The sequence below is a fragment of the Pseudomonas sp. IT-347P genome (assembly GCF_949768005.1).
GTDB lineage: Bacteria > Pseudomonadota > Gammaproteobacteria > Pseudomonadales > Pseudomonadaceae > Aquipseudomonas.
Genome location: NZ_CATKPQ010000001.1, coordinates 160,512 through 176,911, shown reverse-complemented (window position 1 = coordinate 176,911; position 16,400 = coordinate 160,512). Strand labels below are relative to the sequence as shown.

19 protein-coding genes and 1 pseudogene are annotated in these 16,400 nt (G+C 56.6%); 12 read left to right on the top strand and 8 right to left on the bottom strand.

Annotated features, from left to right (window positions below; all coding sequences use genetic code 11):
- Nucleotides 1-347: 347 nt before the first annotated feature.
- On the top strand, nt 348-908 hold the full coding sequence (locus ACM6IV_RS00805) for a Bro-N domain-containing protein (RefSeq protein ID WP_414868343.1): 561 nt from the start codon (nt 348-350) through the stop codon (nt 906-908).
- Here the strand turns inward: ACM6IV_RS00805 and ACM6IV_RS00800 are convergent.
- A complete protein-coding gene (locus ACM6IV_RS00800) occupies nt 874-1,686 on the bottom strand; it encodes an HNH endonuclease (protein WP_414868342.1) in 813 nt (270 codons plus the stop codon). The genes ACM6IV_RS00805 and ACM6IV_RS00800 overlap by 35 nt on opposite strands.
- 261 nt (nt 1,687-1,947) lie before the next feature.
- On the opposite strand from ACM6IV_RS00800, the gene ACM6IV_RS00795 reads away from it, so the two are divergent.
- A complete protein-coding gene (locus ACM6IV_RS00795; RefSeq protein WP_414868341.1) occupies nt 1,948-2,934 on the top strand; it encodes a hypothetical protein in 987 nt (328 codons plus the stop codon).
- 3 nt (nt 2,935-2,937) lie between these two features.
- On the opposite strand, the gene ACM6IV_RS00790 is transcribed toward ACM6IV_RS00795, so the two are convergent.
- The 4 genes from ACM6IV_RS00790 to ACM6IV_RS00775 form a co-directional block, all read right to left on the bottom strand.
- A complete protein-coding gene (locus ACM6IV_RS00790) occupies nt 2,938-4,128 on the bottom strand; it encodes a hypothetical protein (protein ID WP_414868340.1) in 1,191 nt (396 codons plus the stop codon).
- A gap of 86 nt (nt 4,129-4,214) precedes the next feature.
- Nucleotides 4,215-4,934, bottom strand: coding sequence for a DUF6933 domain-containing protein (locus ACM6IV_RS00785; protein ID WP_414868339.1), 720 nt, complete (start codon nt 4,932-4,934; stop codon nt 4,215-4,217).
- Between the two features lie 33 nt (nt 4,935-4,967).
- Nucleotides 4,968-5,333 (bottom strand): hypothetical protein, encoded by a 366-nt coding sequence (locus ACM6IV_RS00780; RefSeq protein ID WP_110718758.1) that lies wholly within the window; start codon nt 5,331-5,333, stop codon nt 4,968-4,970.
- A 36-nt stretch (nt 5,334-5,369) separates the two neighbouring features.
- Nucleotides 5,370-6,185 (bottom strand): sulfite exporter TauE/SafE family protein, encoded by an 816-nt coding sequence (locus ACM6IV_RS00775; RefSeq protein WP_414868338.1) that lies wholly within the window; start codon nt 6,183-6,185, stop codon nt 5,370-5,372.
- A gap of 112 nt (nt 6,186-6,297) precedes the next feature.
- On the opposite strand from ACM6IV_RS00775, the gene ACM6IV_RS00770 reads away from it, so the two are divergent.
- Together ACM6IV_RS00770 and ACM6IV_RS00765 are read left to right on the top strand one after the other, a co-directional pair.
- A complete protein-coding gene (locus tag ACM6IV_RS00770) occupies nt 6,298-7,065 on the top strand; it encodes an AraC family transcriptional regulator (protein WP_414868337.1) in 768 nt (255 codons plus the stop codon).
- 93 nt (nt 7,066-7,158) lie between these two features.
- On the top strand, nt 7,159-7,476 hold the full coding sequence (locus tag ACM6IV_RS00765) for an XRE family transcriptional regulator (protein ID WP_414868336.1): 318 nt from the start codon (nt 7,159-7,161) through the stop codon (nt 7,474-7,476).
- A gap of 38 nt (nt 7,477-7,514) precedes the next feature.
- Here ACM6IV_RS00765 and ACM6IV_RS00760 read toward each other — a convergent pair whose 3' ends face one another.
- Entirely contained in the window at nt 7,515-8,570 is a 1,056-nt protein-coding gene (locus tag ACM6IV_RS00760) for an MBL fold metallo-hydrolase (protein ID WP_414868335.1), read from the bottom strand.
- Nucleotides 8,571-8,785: 215 nt separating this feature from the next.
- Here ACM6IV_RS00760 and ACM6IV_RS00755 point away from each other — a divergent pair, with 215 nt between their 5' ends.
- The 4 genes and pseudogenes from ACM6IV_RS00755 (at nt 8,786) to ACM6IV_RS00740 (ending at nt 11,899) form a co-directional block, all read left to right on the top strand.
- Nucleotides 8,786-9,394 carry a TetR/AcrR family transcriptional regulator gene (locus ACM6IV_RS00755; protein ID WP_414868334.1) on the top strand — a complete coding sequence of 203 codons (609 nt, stop codon included), beginning with the start codon at nt 8,786-8,788 and terminating at the stop codon, nt 9,392-9,394.
- 464 nt (nt 9,395-9,858) lie between these two features.
- Nucleotides 9,859-10,632, top strand: a pseudogene (locus ACM6IV_RS00750) (PAS domain-containing protein); the annotation flags it as partial.
- A 51-nt stretch (nt 10,633-10,683) separates the two neighbouring features.
- Nucleotides 10,684-11,178 (top strand): methyl-accepting chemotaxis protein, encoded by a 495-nt coding sequence (locus ACM6IV_RS00745; protein WP_414868367.1) that lies wholly within the window; start codon nt 10,684-10,686, stop codon nt 11,176-11,178.
- 187 nt (nt 11,179-11,365) lie between these two features.
- Nucleotides 11,366-11,899, top strand: a complete 534-nt coding sequence (locus ACM6IV_RS00740; RefSeq protein WP_414868333.1) for a DUF1003 domain-containing protein — start codon at nt 11,366-11,368, stop codon at nt 11,897-11,899.
- On the opposite strand, the gene ACM6IV_RS00735 is transcribed toward ACM6IV_RS00740, so the two are convergent.
- Nucleotides 11,900-12,841: a LysR family transcriptional regulator gene (locus ACM6IV_RS00735; RefSeq protein WP_414868332.1), complete on the bottom strand. Its 942-nt coding sequence runs from the start codon at nt 12,839-12,841 to the stop codon at nt 11,900-11,902.
- 14 nt (nt 12,842-12,855) lie between these two features.
- On the opposite strand from ACM6IV_RS00735, the gene ACM6IV_RS00730 reads away from it, so the two are divergent.
- Nucleotides 12,856-13,560, top strand: coding sequence for a CTP synthase (locus ACM6IV_RS00730; RefSeq protein ID WP_414868331.1), 705 nt, complete (start codon nt 12,856-12,858; stop codon nt 13,558-13,560).
- On the top strand, nt 13,560-13,865 hold the full coding sequence (locus ACM6IV_RS00725; RefSeq protein WP_414868330.1) for an antibiotic biosynthesis monooxygenase family protein: 306 nt from the start codon (nt 13,560-13,562) through the stop codon (nt 13,863-13,865). Before ACM6IV_RS00730 ends, ACM6IV_RS00725 begins: the two co-directional genes overlap by 1 nt.
- A 71-nt stretch (nt 13,866-13,936) precedes the next feature.
- On the opposite strand, the gene ACM6IV_RS00720 is transcribed toward ACM6IV_RS00725, so the two are convergent.
- A complete protein-coding gene (locus ACM6IV_RS00720) occupies nt 13,937-14,263 on the bottom strand; it encodes a DUF2025 family protein (RefSeq protein ID WP_414868329.1) in 327 nt (108 codons plus the stop codon).
- A 221-nt stretch (nt 14,264-14,484) separates the two neighbouring features.
- On the opposite strand from ACM6IV_RS00720, the gene ACM6IV_RS00715 reads away from it, so the two are divergent.
- On the top strand, nt 14,485-15,612 hold the full coding sequence (locus ACM6IV_RS00715) for a glycerophosphodiester phosphodiesterase (protein ID WP_414868328.1): 1,128 nt from the start codon (nt 14,485-14,487) through the stop codon (nt 15,610-15,612).
- A 149-nt stretch (nt 15,613-15,761) separates the two neighbouring features.
- Nucleotides 15,762-16,067, top strand: a complete 306-nt coding sequence (locus ACM6IV_RS00710) for a PepSY domain-containing protein (protein ID WP_007917758.1) — start codon at nt 15,762-15,764, stop codon at nt 16,065-16,067.
- The last annotated feature ends 333 nt before the right edge of the window (nt 16,068-16,400 follow it).

Below are 16,400 nucleotides of genomic sequence, written 5' to 3'. Positions count from 1 at the left end.
AGTCTCGCTCGGCACGATTTGACGATTGCGGTTTGAGTCGGCGAGTCGAGAAAGCAAAAAGCCCCGAACTGATCGGGGCTTTTTTATGGGCGATAGGTGAACCTTTTTACGCCTACGCCACAGCGTTCAATCTCCTACAGCACTTACAGTCGCTTCCCATTGAAGCGTGCTGCGAGCACTACTAAGCTCTATCGCAGGTGCCTAAGAAACGCCCAACGTAGAAAGCTTGGTCAGTGACACAGACGTGTAATTCGTCGGTGGTAACTGCTCTGCTCGTTGGGATTTCTTAAGTCCGCTCTACGTTGGGGTCAGGCCCTCTCAAAATCTAAAACGTAGAGGTCATAGATATGTCTGATCCATGCTCGGTAACCGTCTTCTCTCGCCACAATCTTTCTCTGCATGCCCTTCTAATAGAAAACCAGCCTTGGTTCTCCGCCCGCGACGTCGGCCGTTTGATGGGGTTTCATCTGAATGATCGGGTGGTCAACAAGCTGGATAGCGATCAGCGCCGCGTCGTGTGGATTGAGTATTTTCGAGAACCAGAACAGCATCTGATGCTCAGTGAGTCTGGGGTGTACGCGCTGTTGGTGTATCACTACGTTCCGGGGAATCGGTTGTTGCGTGAGTGGTTGACCAACGAGGTCGTGCCAACCTTGCGGGATGCTACAGATTCAGGAGATTCGAATCGGCCAATGTTGAGTTTGTTGGATTGGCCGGAGATGTCTTTGAGTTTGCTGCATTGGCAGGATGAGGGCTGGATTCGGCTTCGGGATATGCCGCACCTATTAAATGATCAGCCGCGACAACGAACGATCGAAGCTAATCCTTGGTGGCGGCGGGTCGTAAATACGTTGCAGTTATCCATGCACTCGCTTAGGTCAAATCATCGAAAACCCAACGACCATTGAGAAGCCCTTTCAATTGCTCAACACTCAGTAATTGCTGAGGCTTTCTATGAACAATTGCATGGCAGTTTGCACAGAGAGGAATAAGGTCAGTCACTGGATCGACAACCTGTTCCTCTTCAAATTCGGAAATGGGTTTCACGTGATGTACATGAATAAAGCCCTTCGCGTGCACCCCATAGGCTTTCTCAAAGTCAAAATCACATGCTTTGCATAGAAGGCCATGAATAGCGATAGCCTGACGTCTAAGCTTGGGACAGCGCTCGTATCTCACACCGTAATAAGTAGATTTTTTACCTTCAGTACCAACGATTACGGTTTCAAAATCCTCCGTACCGTCAGCCTGGCTGAAGTCATCTGCCTGCGATGGAGTCAGCACAGCATTGGATGAGATCCGGTCGAACACAGTTTGATCAATGGACCGAACACCGTTACGCCAGTAATTGTTCCTTAGATTTGAGGGAATTTGCTCAAGGTACTCCCCCTCAAGCTTTATTGGGATTGCCGACTCAAACTGACGAAAATCCTCAATAGAGGCAAACAGGTCTCCTCGCTTACTGTTCTTGTCTGCATACACCCTTCCTATCCGGGCTAAACCAAAATAATGAGGCGCAGAACTCAAACGTAACGCTGCAAAAGCCTTATTTTTCAGTTTTCCTTTGTAGTAGAGAACCTCTGTTCCCTGAATAAGGATTTCCTTGTACCGCTTCGGGAAGTGGTAGAGAACCCCAGTTTGATCGGCCCATTTTGACAAATCATTCTCAGCAATTACGGCTGGCATCCACTCATCCTCTTATCAGAGGCTAGAGATTACCAAATCTAGAGAAAAGTCCTACACGACTTACGGAAGACTCTCACAACTGACTCAAGCCAACGTTTCAGCCTTTCGGTGAGACATGTGTTCCACGTCTCGCTCTTAAAATGAGTTGGCGGAGCCTAGAAAATGACCACATCACTGCACCAAAAAAAGAATTAGTAGGTGCACCACCACACGCCTCCCGCTATTAATACCCCACCCCCACTCAAGGATCCGAGCCCCACCATGAAATTCGATCTCGCCTACTGCCTCAGCCTCGACGACAAGTTGTCGATCTATGACGTTCGCGATCTCAATTTCGATGAGACGGTGGCGTTTGACTCTGCGAAGGAACACTTCCAGTGCCCCAATGATGCCTGTCGTTCGGCGTTCGATGCGTCGAACGAGTTGGGCACGTTCAACGCCAAAAACGTGAATTACGTGCGCACGCCGCACTTCAAGAATCTGCCCACTACGCAGCATGTGGCGGGTTGTCCGTATGTGAGTCTGAAGGCTTCAGCGTCTGGCGTTGAGACGGCGGATGGCGAGGTGGATGACGGTCGTGAGGAACACTTCCCATCGGAGTTGTTGCTGACCCGGCGTGAGTATGTGCGCAAGCCTGTCGCGCCAGCGGGGGCGGCGGATGTGTTGCGCGATGATCCGGTGCGGGCGGCGGCGGACAGTGGTAAAGAGTCGGCGAGTCGTGAGACTACGCCGGACAAGACCAGTGTGTTTGCGCATCCGGTGGAGTGTTTTGTTTCCAACTTCGCGGACAAGGAGTTGCTTAAGCGCATGCCGTTGAAGGTCGGCGAGCATTCGGCGCCGTACAGTTCGTTCTTCAAGAAGATCGAGTATCTGACGGACAACAAGGGGCTGATTTACTGGGGGCGGATCAAGAAGATTGAGGACTTCCACAGTGCCAGTTTTCGTATCGATTTCGAGGACAAGGTCTGGTTCAAGAAGCCCGAAGACAGCAAGAAGAAGCCGTATCCGGTCAGTGTTTATCTGAACAAGAAGCTGATCGACAACTACCGCAAGCGCAAGGCGTTTCTGGAAGAGATCAAGCATGCGGTGGATAGCGACAAGGCGTTGTTCTGTTTCTTTTATGGGGTGACGCCGGAGTTGAAGCAGGTGCCCGGCAAGAAGAACCCCGAAAAGCCTTTCGAGGTCTTCAATGCCAATATCGAGAACCTGGATCACTTCATTATTCGTGAAGCGCCGGGTCTGGAGTGACGGTTAGCCTTGGGGCAGTTGCAGTTTGACGGCGCCGGGGTGTTGTTTGATCAGCGAGTACGGCAGGATCGACCAGTCGGGCCTGTCGCAAGAGCGTTGCACGCGCGCGAAGTAGGCGCCGAGGTACAAGCCCTTCTCGGTGAAGTACCAAGGTGAAGTGCCCCAGATGCTCTCATCCTGGAAGTTGCAGTCGTCATCTCCCGTCGGTTTCTTCATTTCTGTGGGGTATAGGGCGGAGAATTGCGTGATTACCCAAGGTACCAACTCTTTGCTTACGTACTGATAGCGCGCGTTACTTTCGTCCTTGCTCAGCGGTTTGTCGCCCAGGCTGTCGCGCTCGGCATGCAAAATCGGCGTGCCCTTACCTACCCAAAAGACATCTTCGAGTGACAATGGGTGGCCGGTTTTCACATCAATGTTGAGCGGTGAATCACCGAAATCCGGATGCGCGCCGCCGCAGTAATAGCTGGTCGAGATATTCAGGCTGACCACGGCTGGCGAGATCATTTTCGGTTCTGCCTGTTGCATGAAATCGACGTTCTCTCCGCCACTCAATTGGCAACTGTGATAACGGATGACTTCAAGCCAAAGCCGCCCCAGCAATTGCTGATTGACCCGCTGCAGATCATCTTTCGGCAAACCGGATTCCACACTGAACAGGGCAATTTTCGAGTCGGGCTCCGTCCACCATTGCAGGGTGTAGCCCATGAAGGTCTCTTTCTTTGTCGCTTTGAGTTTGAGCCCCTGCACTCGCAAGTATTCGTACAACTCGCCGCTCGGCAGCGCGGCGATGATTGGCAGTGTGTTAGCGGTTGGCGTTGGAGTTTTGGCCTCGGTGAGTTGCACTGACAGTTTCTTGCCCTTCGGACTTTGCCACTCGCCTTGCCAGCCGTCGCCGGCCTCTTCCAGTTTCAGCGTTGGCAGCGGCTTGTCGTCGCCGTAACGATTGTTGCCCTCGGTCAAGGTCAGTGTGCTGTCCTGCAATGCGCCGCTGAGAGGCAAATCGCGATGATATTTCTCGTAGAAATACCGCCCAGTCACTTCATCCGGCTGTGTGGTATTAAGCTCCACGACAATCGGCGTTTTACCCAGCGTACCGGTAAATACGCGCCGGCCATCTTCGGCATGTGCAGTGGAAATCAGTGTGAATAGCGCCGCGGCATATGGCGCCAGGCGCATCAGTCCCTTGAGCATGAATCAATCCTTGAAGGAGTCGGAGGTCGCGTCGGCACACAGACGCCGACGCTGAAAAATACGCTGCGGATTATGGCGGGGGCGGCTTAACTATTCGAGTTTTCTTGCTCGTACTTTTTAAGCCAGGCTTCGTGCTCCAGCGCCGCAATTTTCCGAGCCATTTGTTGGCGACGCTCCTTGGCAGCATGAAGCTGGACGTCATCAAGAAAGCAGTAATGACGCAGCCAGTGAAGCGCCATTTCCTCATCCGGAAAGTAGTAAGACTTGGCGCCCTTGCTGTTCCTGGGCGTGTCATTCATTTGTTCGTCGAATACCATCGCCGTGACTTCATCCGGTGGCAAAGTCCCCGTATGGGCGACCTTGTCCTGGAAATTCCATGCAATCTCATCAATGTGTTTTTGCGCGCTGCGATGACTACGCCGATAGAACCGTTGATGCTCACAAGTCTGTTTCAACCGCGCCAACATCAACTCCGGGTCAAGCCACTGCCCGAGGTCATGATGATGTGCGTTGATCACTATCCCCTTGACCCAACGATCCACGAATCGATCAACAAAGTCTTCCGTGTCAGCCTTTTTCGCATCAGCGAAAATCAGGCAATAGCGGGTTTGGACGTGAATGACCAGCAGCACGTGCTTGCGTTGTACCGTTATCGCGTGCACCAGCCACTGCTCGTCAGCGCCGCTCAGCTCATCATCTTCAATGATTGCGGACGGCGGTTTAGCATCCACCGGCGTGATCTTTTTACCCTTGTGAACACGGCTGAAAAACTTGCTGGCGGCTTCGGTGCAATTGAAGATCAACATCCTGGTTTTCTGGTTATTGGTGGAGGACAGCGTTCAGTTATCGATTTTGGTTTCTTCCGCCCATTCAATTTCATAAGGCTGACGCACAGCTTCCGAAATCCTCTCACGCATCTCTTCGCTGAAGCCAGACAACTCCGCGTCGGTCAGCAAATCATGCGCGACCATCATGAGCAATGGAAGCCATACGTTTGAGCGGCTCATTCGCTGATCGAAGACTGCCGCCATGTCCTTATCTCGACTGCGAATGAGCCGATATAGCGTCAAGTAACGCGCATGCGCTGAAAGAGCGTCGTTTTGAGCGACGACCGTGGCCTCGGACAGAACTCCCTGACAAAAACGATCCAGTGCCACCTTGCGCAGTTCACGGTACTTTTTCCAGTCACTCTCCGAAACCGACATATCCCCTCCATTAGTTGAGTGCAGTGGAGCAATGCATCACTTTAGTGAAATGCACAGTAATACAATAATCAGCAATCCAATATAAACCCAGGCATGCACCCGATCCGGAATCCGCCCAATCCATGGCGCGGCCAATCGAATCCCGATGAGCGAGCCAACCGTCAGCACCGCAAACGCGAGCAAATCCACATACCCGACAAACCACGCGCCCAGGTCAGCCTGAGTGAACCCGGCCAGCGCCATATATGTCAGCGTTCCAGCCAACGCCACCGGCACGCTCAACGGATTGGCCATGGAGGTCGCTTGCGACATGCTCAGTCCACAACGACGCAACAGCGGCACGGTCATGACGCTGCCTCCTACACCCAGAAACGTCGCGATGGCGCCGATGCCTACACCGCCTGCGGAAGTTTCCGTGCTGCCAAGTCGGCGAGGGATGACGTCTGCGTTTTGAGTGAGAAAGCCGCGACGCAGCAGACAATCGATGATAGTCACGCCGAGGTAGCCGATGAAGGCGTAGCGGATCACTTCGCCGCTGACCCACACCGCCGCTATTGCGCCAACGATCGCCCCCATTCCGATAAACCCACCCAACGGCCATAGGTAATGACGGATGAGATTGCCGGCGCGGCGGTGTTTGTCAGCGGCGATCAGGGCATTGACGATCATCACGCAGGTCGAGGTGGCGACAGCGATGTGCATTGCCGATTGGCCGATCGGGTCATCGGCGCCGTGGCTGGTGGTGAGCAGGCGATACAGCAGCGGCACCACGACGAATCCGCCGCCGAAGCCGAACAGGACGGCGGTAATGCCGGTCAGGCAACCGAAGAGGGTCAGCAGTAAATAGAACATGTCGAGGCGTCCGTGTAGGGAGAGCGCTCGACGATAGAGCGGCAACGCTTGGCCCGCTTCAGCAACTCAGCCAATAATGTTTGCGTTTACGCCAACTGCCCGGAAACGCCTGATGCGCAATGTTTCAATCAATCGGCTGGATGACACACCGCGTGCGGTGGTGGCGATCGGTACGGATTATTCCCACGGTCACCTGTTGCCCTTTCACACGCATCGCCGGGCGCAGTTGTTGTACGGCGCGACCGGGGTGATGCAGGTCAGCACCCATGACGGCAATTGGGTGGTGCCGCCGCAACGGGCAGTGTGGATCCCGCCGGGAGTGGCGCATGAGGTGTTGATGCTCGGGGTCAGCACTCGTAGCGTGTACATCGAGCCGGGCGTGGTGAACTTGGGGGAGCGCTGCCAGGTAATCAGTGTGTCGCCGTTGATGCGACATTTGCTGATGGAGGCGGTGGAGTTGCCACTGACCTATGACTTGGGCGGACGCGATGGCGTGTTGATCGACCTGTTGCTGCATGAACTGACGCGCAGCGCACCTCTTCCGCTGCACATTCCGCTGCCGACTGACGGAAAACTCCTGCATCTGTGTCAGACCTTTCTGCATCAACCGTACGCCCATCAATCTCCACAGCAGTGGGCCGAGCAGTTACACATAAGCTTGCGCACCTTCAACAGACTGTTTCGGCACCAGACCGGATTGAGCTTCAGGCAATGGCGGCAGCAGGCGTGCGTGGTTATGGCACTGGCACGACTGGCCTCGGGAGAAGCGGTGACGCGCATTGCGCTGGACTTCGGTTATGAGAGCCCGGCGGCGTTCTCTACGATGTTCCGGCGGATCCTAGGACAGGCACCGTCCGTCTGGTTGCAGGCGGCGAACTAGCGCAAATCAAAAAATGCGTTTGATCCCGGCCGAAAACAACTGTACAAAAACACAGTACATTTTCAATCAGCACTCTTGAGCCCGGAGCACACCATGGCCTCTCTTGCGATGAATCACATCCTCGAACGCATTGCCCTTTTCCAGTTCACCCCGACGCACTGCGTCCAGGCCCGAGCGATGCTGGGCTGGAGCGTGGAACAGCTATCGCGGGAGGCTGAAGTTTCAGTTGAAGACATTCAACGCTTTGAAGTGCAGCAGGACGTGGCGGATGCGGCGCGACTGGCGCTGGCTTACCGGTTCGAGGCGCAGGGGCTGGTGTTTTTTCCCGGGTTTTCGCCGGGGCGTAGTGCGAGTATCCAGGGCGTGTCGTCGGAAGCGATGGGGCGTGGGGATTTTGCGATGGCTGAATAAGACGATCGCCCCCGAAGGGGCGAATTGGCGGAGAGTTGTCAGGCGCTTTGCACCACCCCCTCACTCTCCCCTTCAACCGCCAACCACCACGCCTCCCCGCGTTGCGGTTGAGCGATGTTAAACGCCTCACCCATTTGCGGCGTGGTAATGGAAATACTGCGTTCCCACGCCAGTGCCAGAATCCGGTCGAACGGTTCGTGCCAGGCGTGCATCGCCAGGTCGAAGGTGCCGTTGTGGATCGGGAAGAGCCAGCGGCCTTTGAGGTCGATATGCGCTTGCAGGGTTTCTTCTGGCTGCATGTGCACGTGTGGCCATTCGACGTTGTAGGCGCCGGTTTCCATCAGGGTCAGGTCGAAGGGGCCGTACTGTTCCCCGATGCGTTTGAAGCCGTCGAAGTAGCCGCTGTCGCCGCTGAAGAAGATTCGGGTGTCGCCGTCGATCATCACCCACGATGCCCACAGGGTACTGTTGCCGTCGAACAGGCCACGGCCGGAAAAGTGCTGCGACGGTGTGGCGATGAAGCGTATGCCGGCAATCTCTGCGCCCTGCCACCAGTCGTACTGGCGGACTTTGCTGGCATCGATGCCCCATTTGATCAGGGTATCGCCGACGCCCAGCGGCGTCAGGAACAGGTTGGTCTTGGCGGCCAGTCTGAGCACGGCCTCGTAATCGAGGTGGTCGTAATGGTTGTGCGACAGAATCACCGCTTCGATCGGCGGCAACTGGTCAATGCTGATCGGCGGCTGGTGGAAGCGTTTCGGCCCGGCCCACTGCACTGGCGATGCGCGCTCGGCGAAGACCGGGTCGGTGATAAAGAATTTGTCGCGCAGCTTCAGCAACAGGGTCGAGTGGCCGAGGCGATAAACACTGTGGTTGGGCGCCGCCAGCAACGCTTCCCGGGTCAATGCTTGCACTGGAATAGGTGCTGCGGGGCGGGTGTTGCGCGGTTTGTGGAAAATCATGTTCCACATGATCCGCAGCATTTTGCGCAGTCCTTCGCGTTGCACCGGCGCATGATTGCGAAACAGGCCTTGAACCTGTCGAGAGGCTTCAGGCGTGGAAGTTTGATCCGGGAGGGAAACAGGATTGGCCATGACTGAATGACTCCAGAAAAACCGCGCAATTCACGGTTTCTCCACGGTGGGACGATAAATGGCCAAAGCTGCACGCATAGGCCGAACTTCTGTTTTTTAAGTTGCGAGGATTAACGCAACATTACACTGATCGGTGTAGTTTCTAGGTTGCATCAAAGGGGATGACAAGTAAACTGCCAAGTGTAATTTCATCCTTTCTCTGCCGAAGCGTACTTATGACAGCTCCACAGCGCCTCACCGACCGTAAACGGGAAGCCATTATCCAGGCGGCGATTACCGAATTCCGTGCCCACGGTTTCGAGATCACCAGCATGGACAAAATTGCCGCAACGGCCGGAGTGTCGAAGCGTACGGTGTACAACCACTTCCCCAGCAAAGAGGAGTTGTTCGCCGAAATTCTCAACCAGTTGTGGGCACGCATCAGCGCTGAGCAAACGGTGATCTACAACGGCGATCAGCCCTTGCGCGAGCAATTGCGACAGATGCTGCAGGCCAAGTTGCAATTGATGGCCGACGAGAATTTTCTGACCCTGGCACGAGTGGCGATTGCCGCGACCATTCACTCACCGGAGCGCGTGCAGAACATGGTCGAGCGCATGGGTGAACGCGAGGAAGCGCTGACCGTGTGGATTCGCGCCGCACAGGCTGACGGGCGACTGCAACAGGTCGACCCGGAATTCGCCGCACATCAACTACAAGGTTTGCTCAAGACCTTTGCTTTCTGGCCGCAGATGTCGATGGGCCGCGCCGCCCTCGATGTCGACATGCAACACACCGTCGCCGAATCGGCGCTGGACATGTTTCTGGCGTGCTACCAGCTCTGATTCGATCTGCTTCGTGCACGACGACCTGTGCCCGGCTGCACAGGCTTGTGCCATAAACGAGCCACGCGGGGGCGTTGCAGCAATATCGTCATCCGCGCCTGCCAGAGTCGCGAGTGGGCCTGAGTATCAGTCTGGCGCGGCATCAATCTTGTACAAGGATGCATTCGACGGGCTGGACGCTGCTAACTAAGCGCTCTAGACCGCAATACACAAGGACCGAAACATGATCTGCGGGCCTTGAACCCAGGTCGCGACAGACAACGCCAGCGCCCAAAAAGTTATACAAAATTACAAATAATTACTTTCTTGTACAACTTTATGAAGTTTTGTATAAGTAGCCATCTGCCAGCTACGGAATGCTGGCATTGAGCAGTCATTGCCGAATGCCGTCCGCGCATTCGGTCTGCCGGCGCGGAAATAGGGACTGAAACCTCGATCTTCCCCACTTCCTGAGTACTGCGAGCATGTTCTTCAATCGCCACAAATCCGTCGTCGACGATCTTCAGCGCACCCTCACCGAACAAGCCGGCCTGCTCGATGCGATCAATCGCTCGATGGCGGTGATCGAGTTCGACCTCGATGGCGTCGTGTTGCGCGCCAATGACAATTTTCTCAAGACCATGGGCTACACCGCTGAACAAGCGATCGGCCAACCCCACCGACGCTTTTGCACACCGGAGTTCGGGCGCAGTGCTCAATACACTGATTTGTGGTCACGCCTGAAAAACGGCCAGTTTCAGTCCGGTACGTTTGAACGGGTCGACAGCAAGGGCCAGCCGATCTGGCTGGAAGCCAGTTATAACCCGATCAAAGATGCCTCGGGACGGGTGGTGAAAGTGGTCAAGTACGCCATGGACGTGACCGCCAAGGTGCAACAAGAGAGCGAAGCCAACGCCAAGTTGCAGGCGATTGACCGGGCAATGGCGGTCATCGAATTCAACCTCGACGGCAGTATTCTCACGGCCAATCAGAACTTTCTGACACGGATGGGCTACACCCTCGCTGAACTGAAAGGCAAACATCACCGTTTGTTCTGCACGCCTGCCCTGGTCAACAGCAGCGCCTATGAGGATTTCTGGCGACGTTTGAACCAGGGCGAGCTTTTTCAGGGTCAGTTCGAACGCGTGGATAAACGCGGGCAGACCGTTTGGCTCGAAGCCAACTACAACCCGGTTTACGACGCGGCCGGACGCTTGTGCAAAGTGGTGAAATTCGCTTCCGACGTCACCGCCCGGGTCGAGCGACACGAGCAGGACGCGCGCAGTGCCAGTGCGGCGTATCACATCTCCGTGGCGACGCGAAAAGTCGCTGAGCAAGGTACGCAAGTGATCCAGCAAGCGGCCAGCGAAATGCGCGAAATCGCCGAAGACATTGCTCAATCTTCCACGCTGATTGCACAACTGGGGGAACGCTCCGAGCAGATCACCGCCATCGTCAACACCATCCGTGCGATTGCCGACCAGACTAATTTGCTCGCGCTCAACGCGGCTATTGAAGCCGCACGGGCCGGTGAACAAGGCCGAGGATTTGCCGTGGTCGCGGACGAAGTGCGGCAATTGGCGGCTCGAACCAGCGGTTCGACCGCAGAGATTTCCAGCATGATCGGTTTGATCCAGAACGAGACCCGCTTGGCCATCAAGAGCATGGAAGGCACGCGGGGTCGTGCGGCAGAAGGGGTCGAATTGGCGAATCAGGCGGGGACGGTGATTCTGCAGATTCGTGATGGCGCCAGTGAGGCGGTGGATGCCGTGAGCATGTTTGCCAATGAGCGAGTGCCGGATTAAGCCTTGTGCAAGGCAGGTATTCCGCGTCGCGGCCTTCGCGAGCAAGCTCGCTCCCACAGGGATTAAGTCGATCACAATAGTTGTGAACACCCCGGCCACCTGTGGGAGCGAGCTTGCTCGCGAAGAGGCCGGCCGCCACAACGCAGGGCTATAGTGACTAAACGCCCCACGTCCTGCCGAGTGCATCATGACCACTGAAAAACCCGCAACGCCTCACACATCTACCGTCGATCACCTGCGCTTCCACCGCCCCCACGCCCACCTCAACACCACCTTCGGCAATGACAAGTTTGCTCTGCGGGCCGAGGCGTTTGCGCGGTTCTTCGGCACGCCGCTGTTTCTCGGCGCGCAGACCGTGATCGTCGCGGTGTGGATCGGCCTCAACGTGTCGGGCGTGACGCAATACGACGTCTATCCGTTCATCCTGCTCAACCTGGCGTTCAGCCTTCAGGCCGCCTACGCCGCGCCGCTGATTCTGCTGGCCCAAACCCGTCAGGCCGCGCGCGACAAGGCGCAGGCCGATGCCGACGCACAACACCGTGAAGCGCTGGCACAGGCCAATACCGAGCGTCAGGCCGAGGCCGCGAAGAACACCGCGCAACTGCTTGAGCTGCTGGAGCAGAACACCCGCCTGACCGAGATGACCAAAAACCTCACCGAACGCATCGCCAGCCTGACCAGCGAGCTGCACGATCACATGCGTCAGAACCCGCAGCGCTGATCACGGCAAACGCAGCGCCCGCCCCAACTCATCGAACAACGTCACCACCGAACGCAGGGCTCGGCAATCCGGGCGCGTCAGCAACCACAGCGCGGTGTCGTAACCGTGCAGCGGTTCGCTTAACGGCTGCATACCTTCGGTGATGAGAAAGTCCGGTAACGCCGCCACGCCGAGGCCCGCACGAACCAGCTCCGTCACCGACAGCATGCTGTTGCAGCGATACCCCGGCGTCACGCCGGGCAAGTGCTGGTGGCGCCAGGCGACGGTCGGGTGATCGGGAAAGAAATCGTCCGGGGCGATCCAGGTCAGCGCCGCCAGATCCGTCGCATCGAAGTTCTGCAGATAGCGCGCACTGGCGCAGACCCGGTAGGAAATCTTCGCCAGTTGCCGTCCGACCAGATGCTCCGGCGGTGTACGCGTCAGGCGCAGAGCGATGTCGGCATCACGGCGGCTGAGGTTGGCGAAATCATTCGAGGTGCTCAGCTCCAGGGTCAGCGCCGGGTAATTCGGCATGAACTGCGCCAGCGCCGGTAGCAGCAGGTTCTGCAATACCGAATCGGTGCAGGTCAGGCGCACCGTGCCGCTGACCACTTCGCCGCCCTGTTCCACGCCGATACGGGCCGCGTCCAGTGCCTGTTCGGCGCGTTCGGCTTGCTCGGCCAGTGTCTGCGCGAGGGTGGTCGGCAAGTAACCGGCACGGCTTTTTTCGAACAGTTGTTGACCGAGCGCGGCTTCGAGACGGCGCACGGCGCGGAACACCGTCGACACATCGACCTTCAACAACCTTGAAGCCCGGGCCAGAGAGCCGCCACGCACCAAGGCCAGAATCAGGGCCAGATCGGAGTAGTCGAGTTGATAGTGCGTGGCTGCATTGATCACTTGGGGAAACGCCAATATTGAGTGCGTGAACGCCAATCTATAGTGAGCGCTATCAATCAACAAGCGCAGGGAATCCCATGCAACATAGCGCCCTCCGTATCGCCCTGATCGGCGATTACGATCCGCAAGTCACCGCTCACCAAGCCATTCCTGTCGCCCTCGGACGGGTCGCCGAACACCTCAACCGGCACGTGCAATTCGAATGGCTGCCCACCGAGCAGATCCACGCCGATACATCGCTCGAACGGTTCGATGGTTTCTGGTGCGTACCCGCCAGTCCTTACAAAAGTGAAGAAGGCGCACTGCGAGCGATCCGTTTTGCCCGCGAACAGCAGCGCCCTTTCCTCGGCACCTGTGGCGGTTTTCAACATGCGGTGCTGGAGTTTTCCCGCAACGTGTTGGGTTGGGTCGATGCCGAACATGGTGAAACATCCCCCGATTCTGAACGCGCGGTACTCACGCCGTTGACCTGCTCCTTGGTCGAAGCGGTGGACAGCATCCATCTGGTGCCCGGTTCGTTGATCGCCAAGGCGTACGAAACGTCGCAGATTCGTGAAGGCTATCGCTGCCGCTACGGTGTGAATCCGCAGTTCGAACGGCAACTGTTGAACGATCGGCTACACGCCGTGGGTCATGATTCGTCAGGGGATTTGCGCGCCATTGAGCTCAAGGATCACCGGTTCTTTGTCGCGACGCTGTTTCAGCCGGAACGCGCGGCGCTCAAAGGGCAGATGCCACCTCTGGTGCGCGCGTTTGTCGAAGCTTGCGCGCAGGCACGTTGATGACTTCCTGCTTTGCGGTGATTTTTACTTCGACCCGAACCGCGGGTGACAACGGCTATGCCGACGCGGCTGAGCGCATGGAATTGTTGGTGCGCGAACAGCCGGGGTTTCTCGGGGTGGAATCGGTTCGCGGCGCGGATGGTGTCGGGATTACAGTTTCGTACTGGGAAAGCGAGGCGGCCATTCTGGCGTGGCGGCAGAACCCCGAGCATCGGTTGATTCAGCAGCGTGGACGCTCGGAGTGGTATTCGGCGTTTCATACGCGGGTGTGCAAGGTCGAACGCGAGTATCGGTTCAATCAATGATGTTAGTGATGAACTCACCGGCCTCATCGCTGGCAAGCCAGCGATGAGGCCGGGACAGCCACTAAAAAACTTCAGCCCCGCACCAGACTGCGCACCGCAACAATCTCCGGCACTTCAACCTTGCTCATATACACCCGTAACGGCGCGGTGATGTTGATCCGCTCGTCGATATTCTGATCCAGCAACAATTGAATCAACTCACGTTTAAGCGTCATGGTCTGCGCCGTTGCCGGTGCCCAAACGAATTCATTCACAGGAATAATGCCGTCATCCGCCACGTCCATGCCGAACGAATCTTCGCTGAAGCGCACGATGTATTGACCGGTCTTGCGGTTGAGGCCGACAAACCCCTTGAGATCGTCGGCAGCCTGGCAGATGAGTTGAGAGGTGATGCGCATGGTAAACCTCACGAAAAATGATCGATGGTTTACACGCAGGGCAACTGAGCGGCGCGCCCTCTGCCGGAGCGTCTGCCGTGGGCAAGCGTACTGCAAACCGCGCCACAAAAGTGCAGGAAAAATCGCATTTAATACGTTTATGTCGGTCTTGCGATAGCACGCAATCGATTCAGTTGTTAAAAGGTACGTCTTTGAAAATGCCCTGCGAAAGGAACTCGAACATGCCCGCTACTTTCACCAAAAGCGCTCTGGTCCTGAGCCTGCTGCTCGGCTTCGGTCAGGCGCACGCCGCCAGCCACAGCGATCCGAAGGCGATTGCTGCTGCCAACGGCATCCCGCACCCGGCGGTGATCGCTCACCGTGGTGCGTCCTTCGATGCCCCGGAATCCACCGCCGCGTCCTACAAACTGGCTCGCGACCTGGGCGCCGATTACCTGGAAATGGACCTGCAGCGCAGCAAGGACGGCGTGCTGTTCGCCCTGCACGACGACAATCTGCAACGCACCACCGACGTCGCCACCAAGTTTCCAGAGCGCAAGGACGCCTCGGCCACCGCGTTCACCATGGCCGAACTGAAAACCCTCGACGCCGGCAGCTGGTTCAACGCCAAGTACCCGGATCGCGCCCGCCCGTCCTACGCCGGGCTGAAAATTCTCACCCTCGATGAAATCATCGACATCGCCCAGGCCAATCCGCAACACAAGCCGGGTCTGTACATCGAGACCAAAGAGCCGCAACTGTTTCCGGGGATCGAGAAAGACCTGAAAGAGAAACTGCAGGATCGCGGCTGGCTGAGCCCGGCCGGTTCGAAACTGGCGAAGAGCGCACTGGGCGTTGGTCAGGGCAAAGGCAAGGTGATCCTGCAGACGTTCGAGAAAAACAGCCTCGCCCTGCTGGAAAAAGAAATGCCGCAAGTGCCGAAAATCCTCCTGCTGTGGGTTGGCGAAGGCAGTATCGAGCCGAAATCGAAAGTGACCTTTGCCGAGTCCGGCGAGAAAGACAAAAACGTGTTCTACGGTAAACAAGAGCCAAAGTCCGAAGCCGAATTCAAGCAATGGGTGGATTACGCCAAGGCCCAGGGTGCAATCGGCACCGGCCCTTCGGCGAAGTTGACCAAGGGCGGCGACCAGAGCTATTCGGATCTGGTGCAACCATGGATGAACCAATACACCCACGACCAGGGCATGCTGGTGCACGTTTACACTGTTGATGAGCCGGTGGACTTCGAGAAAGTCATGGCGGCCGGTGTCGACGGCATCTTCACCAACCGCGCCAGCGAACTGTTGAAATTCTACAAACGTCCGGCGGCCGGCAGTGTTGATCAGGTGTTGAAGAACAACGGGTTCTGATCCGAAACCCGGATGCCCGCATCGCGAGCAGTCTCACTCCCACAAGGGCACTGCGCGCGATGCGTTGTTTTAAGGGTGAATTAAGTTGCGCGAGCTAATCTGAACTCACTTCAACAGAACACGCACTTAAACAAGCAAGGAACGAACTTATGAAAACTTTGACTGCCCTGTTTACCGCCGCTGCCCTGACCCTCACCGCTGGCCTGGCCCAGGCTGATGTTCGCGTCGACCAGATTCCTGAACTGGTCAAGTCCGGCAAGATCAAGTCGCTGGAATCGATGAACGCCGAAGCGCTGAAACTGCATCCGGGTGCGACTATTACTGACACTGACTTGGATAACCACTTCAATGGTTATGAGTATGAAGTTGAATTGAAGACGGCTGATGGCAAAGAGTTCGACGTGGACTTTGATGCAACTACCGGCAAGGTGCTGAGCAACAAGCAAGACACTTGATTGAAAGCACCACCAAAAGCCGCACGATTGAAAGATCGTGCGGCTTTTTTGTGTCTGGTGTTTGGCTTTGTTGATGCGTTGCCAGTGAGATTTTCTCCCCCTCACCCCAGCCCTCTCCCCCAAGGGGGCGAGGGGAAAGGGAGCAGACCGCGGGCTATTCAAGGCCTGATTTCGACTCGATATTTCAGGTCGGCGTACCTCGAATAGTCACCACGGCCAGCCCCCCTCTCCCTCTGGGCGAGGGGAAAGGGAGCAGACCGCGGGTTATTCAGGACCTGATTTCGACTCGATATTTCAGGTCGGCGTACCTCGAATAGTCACCACGGCCAGCCC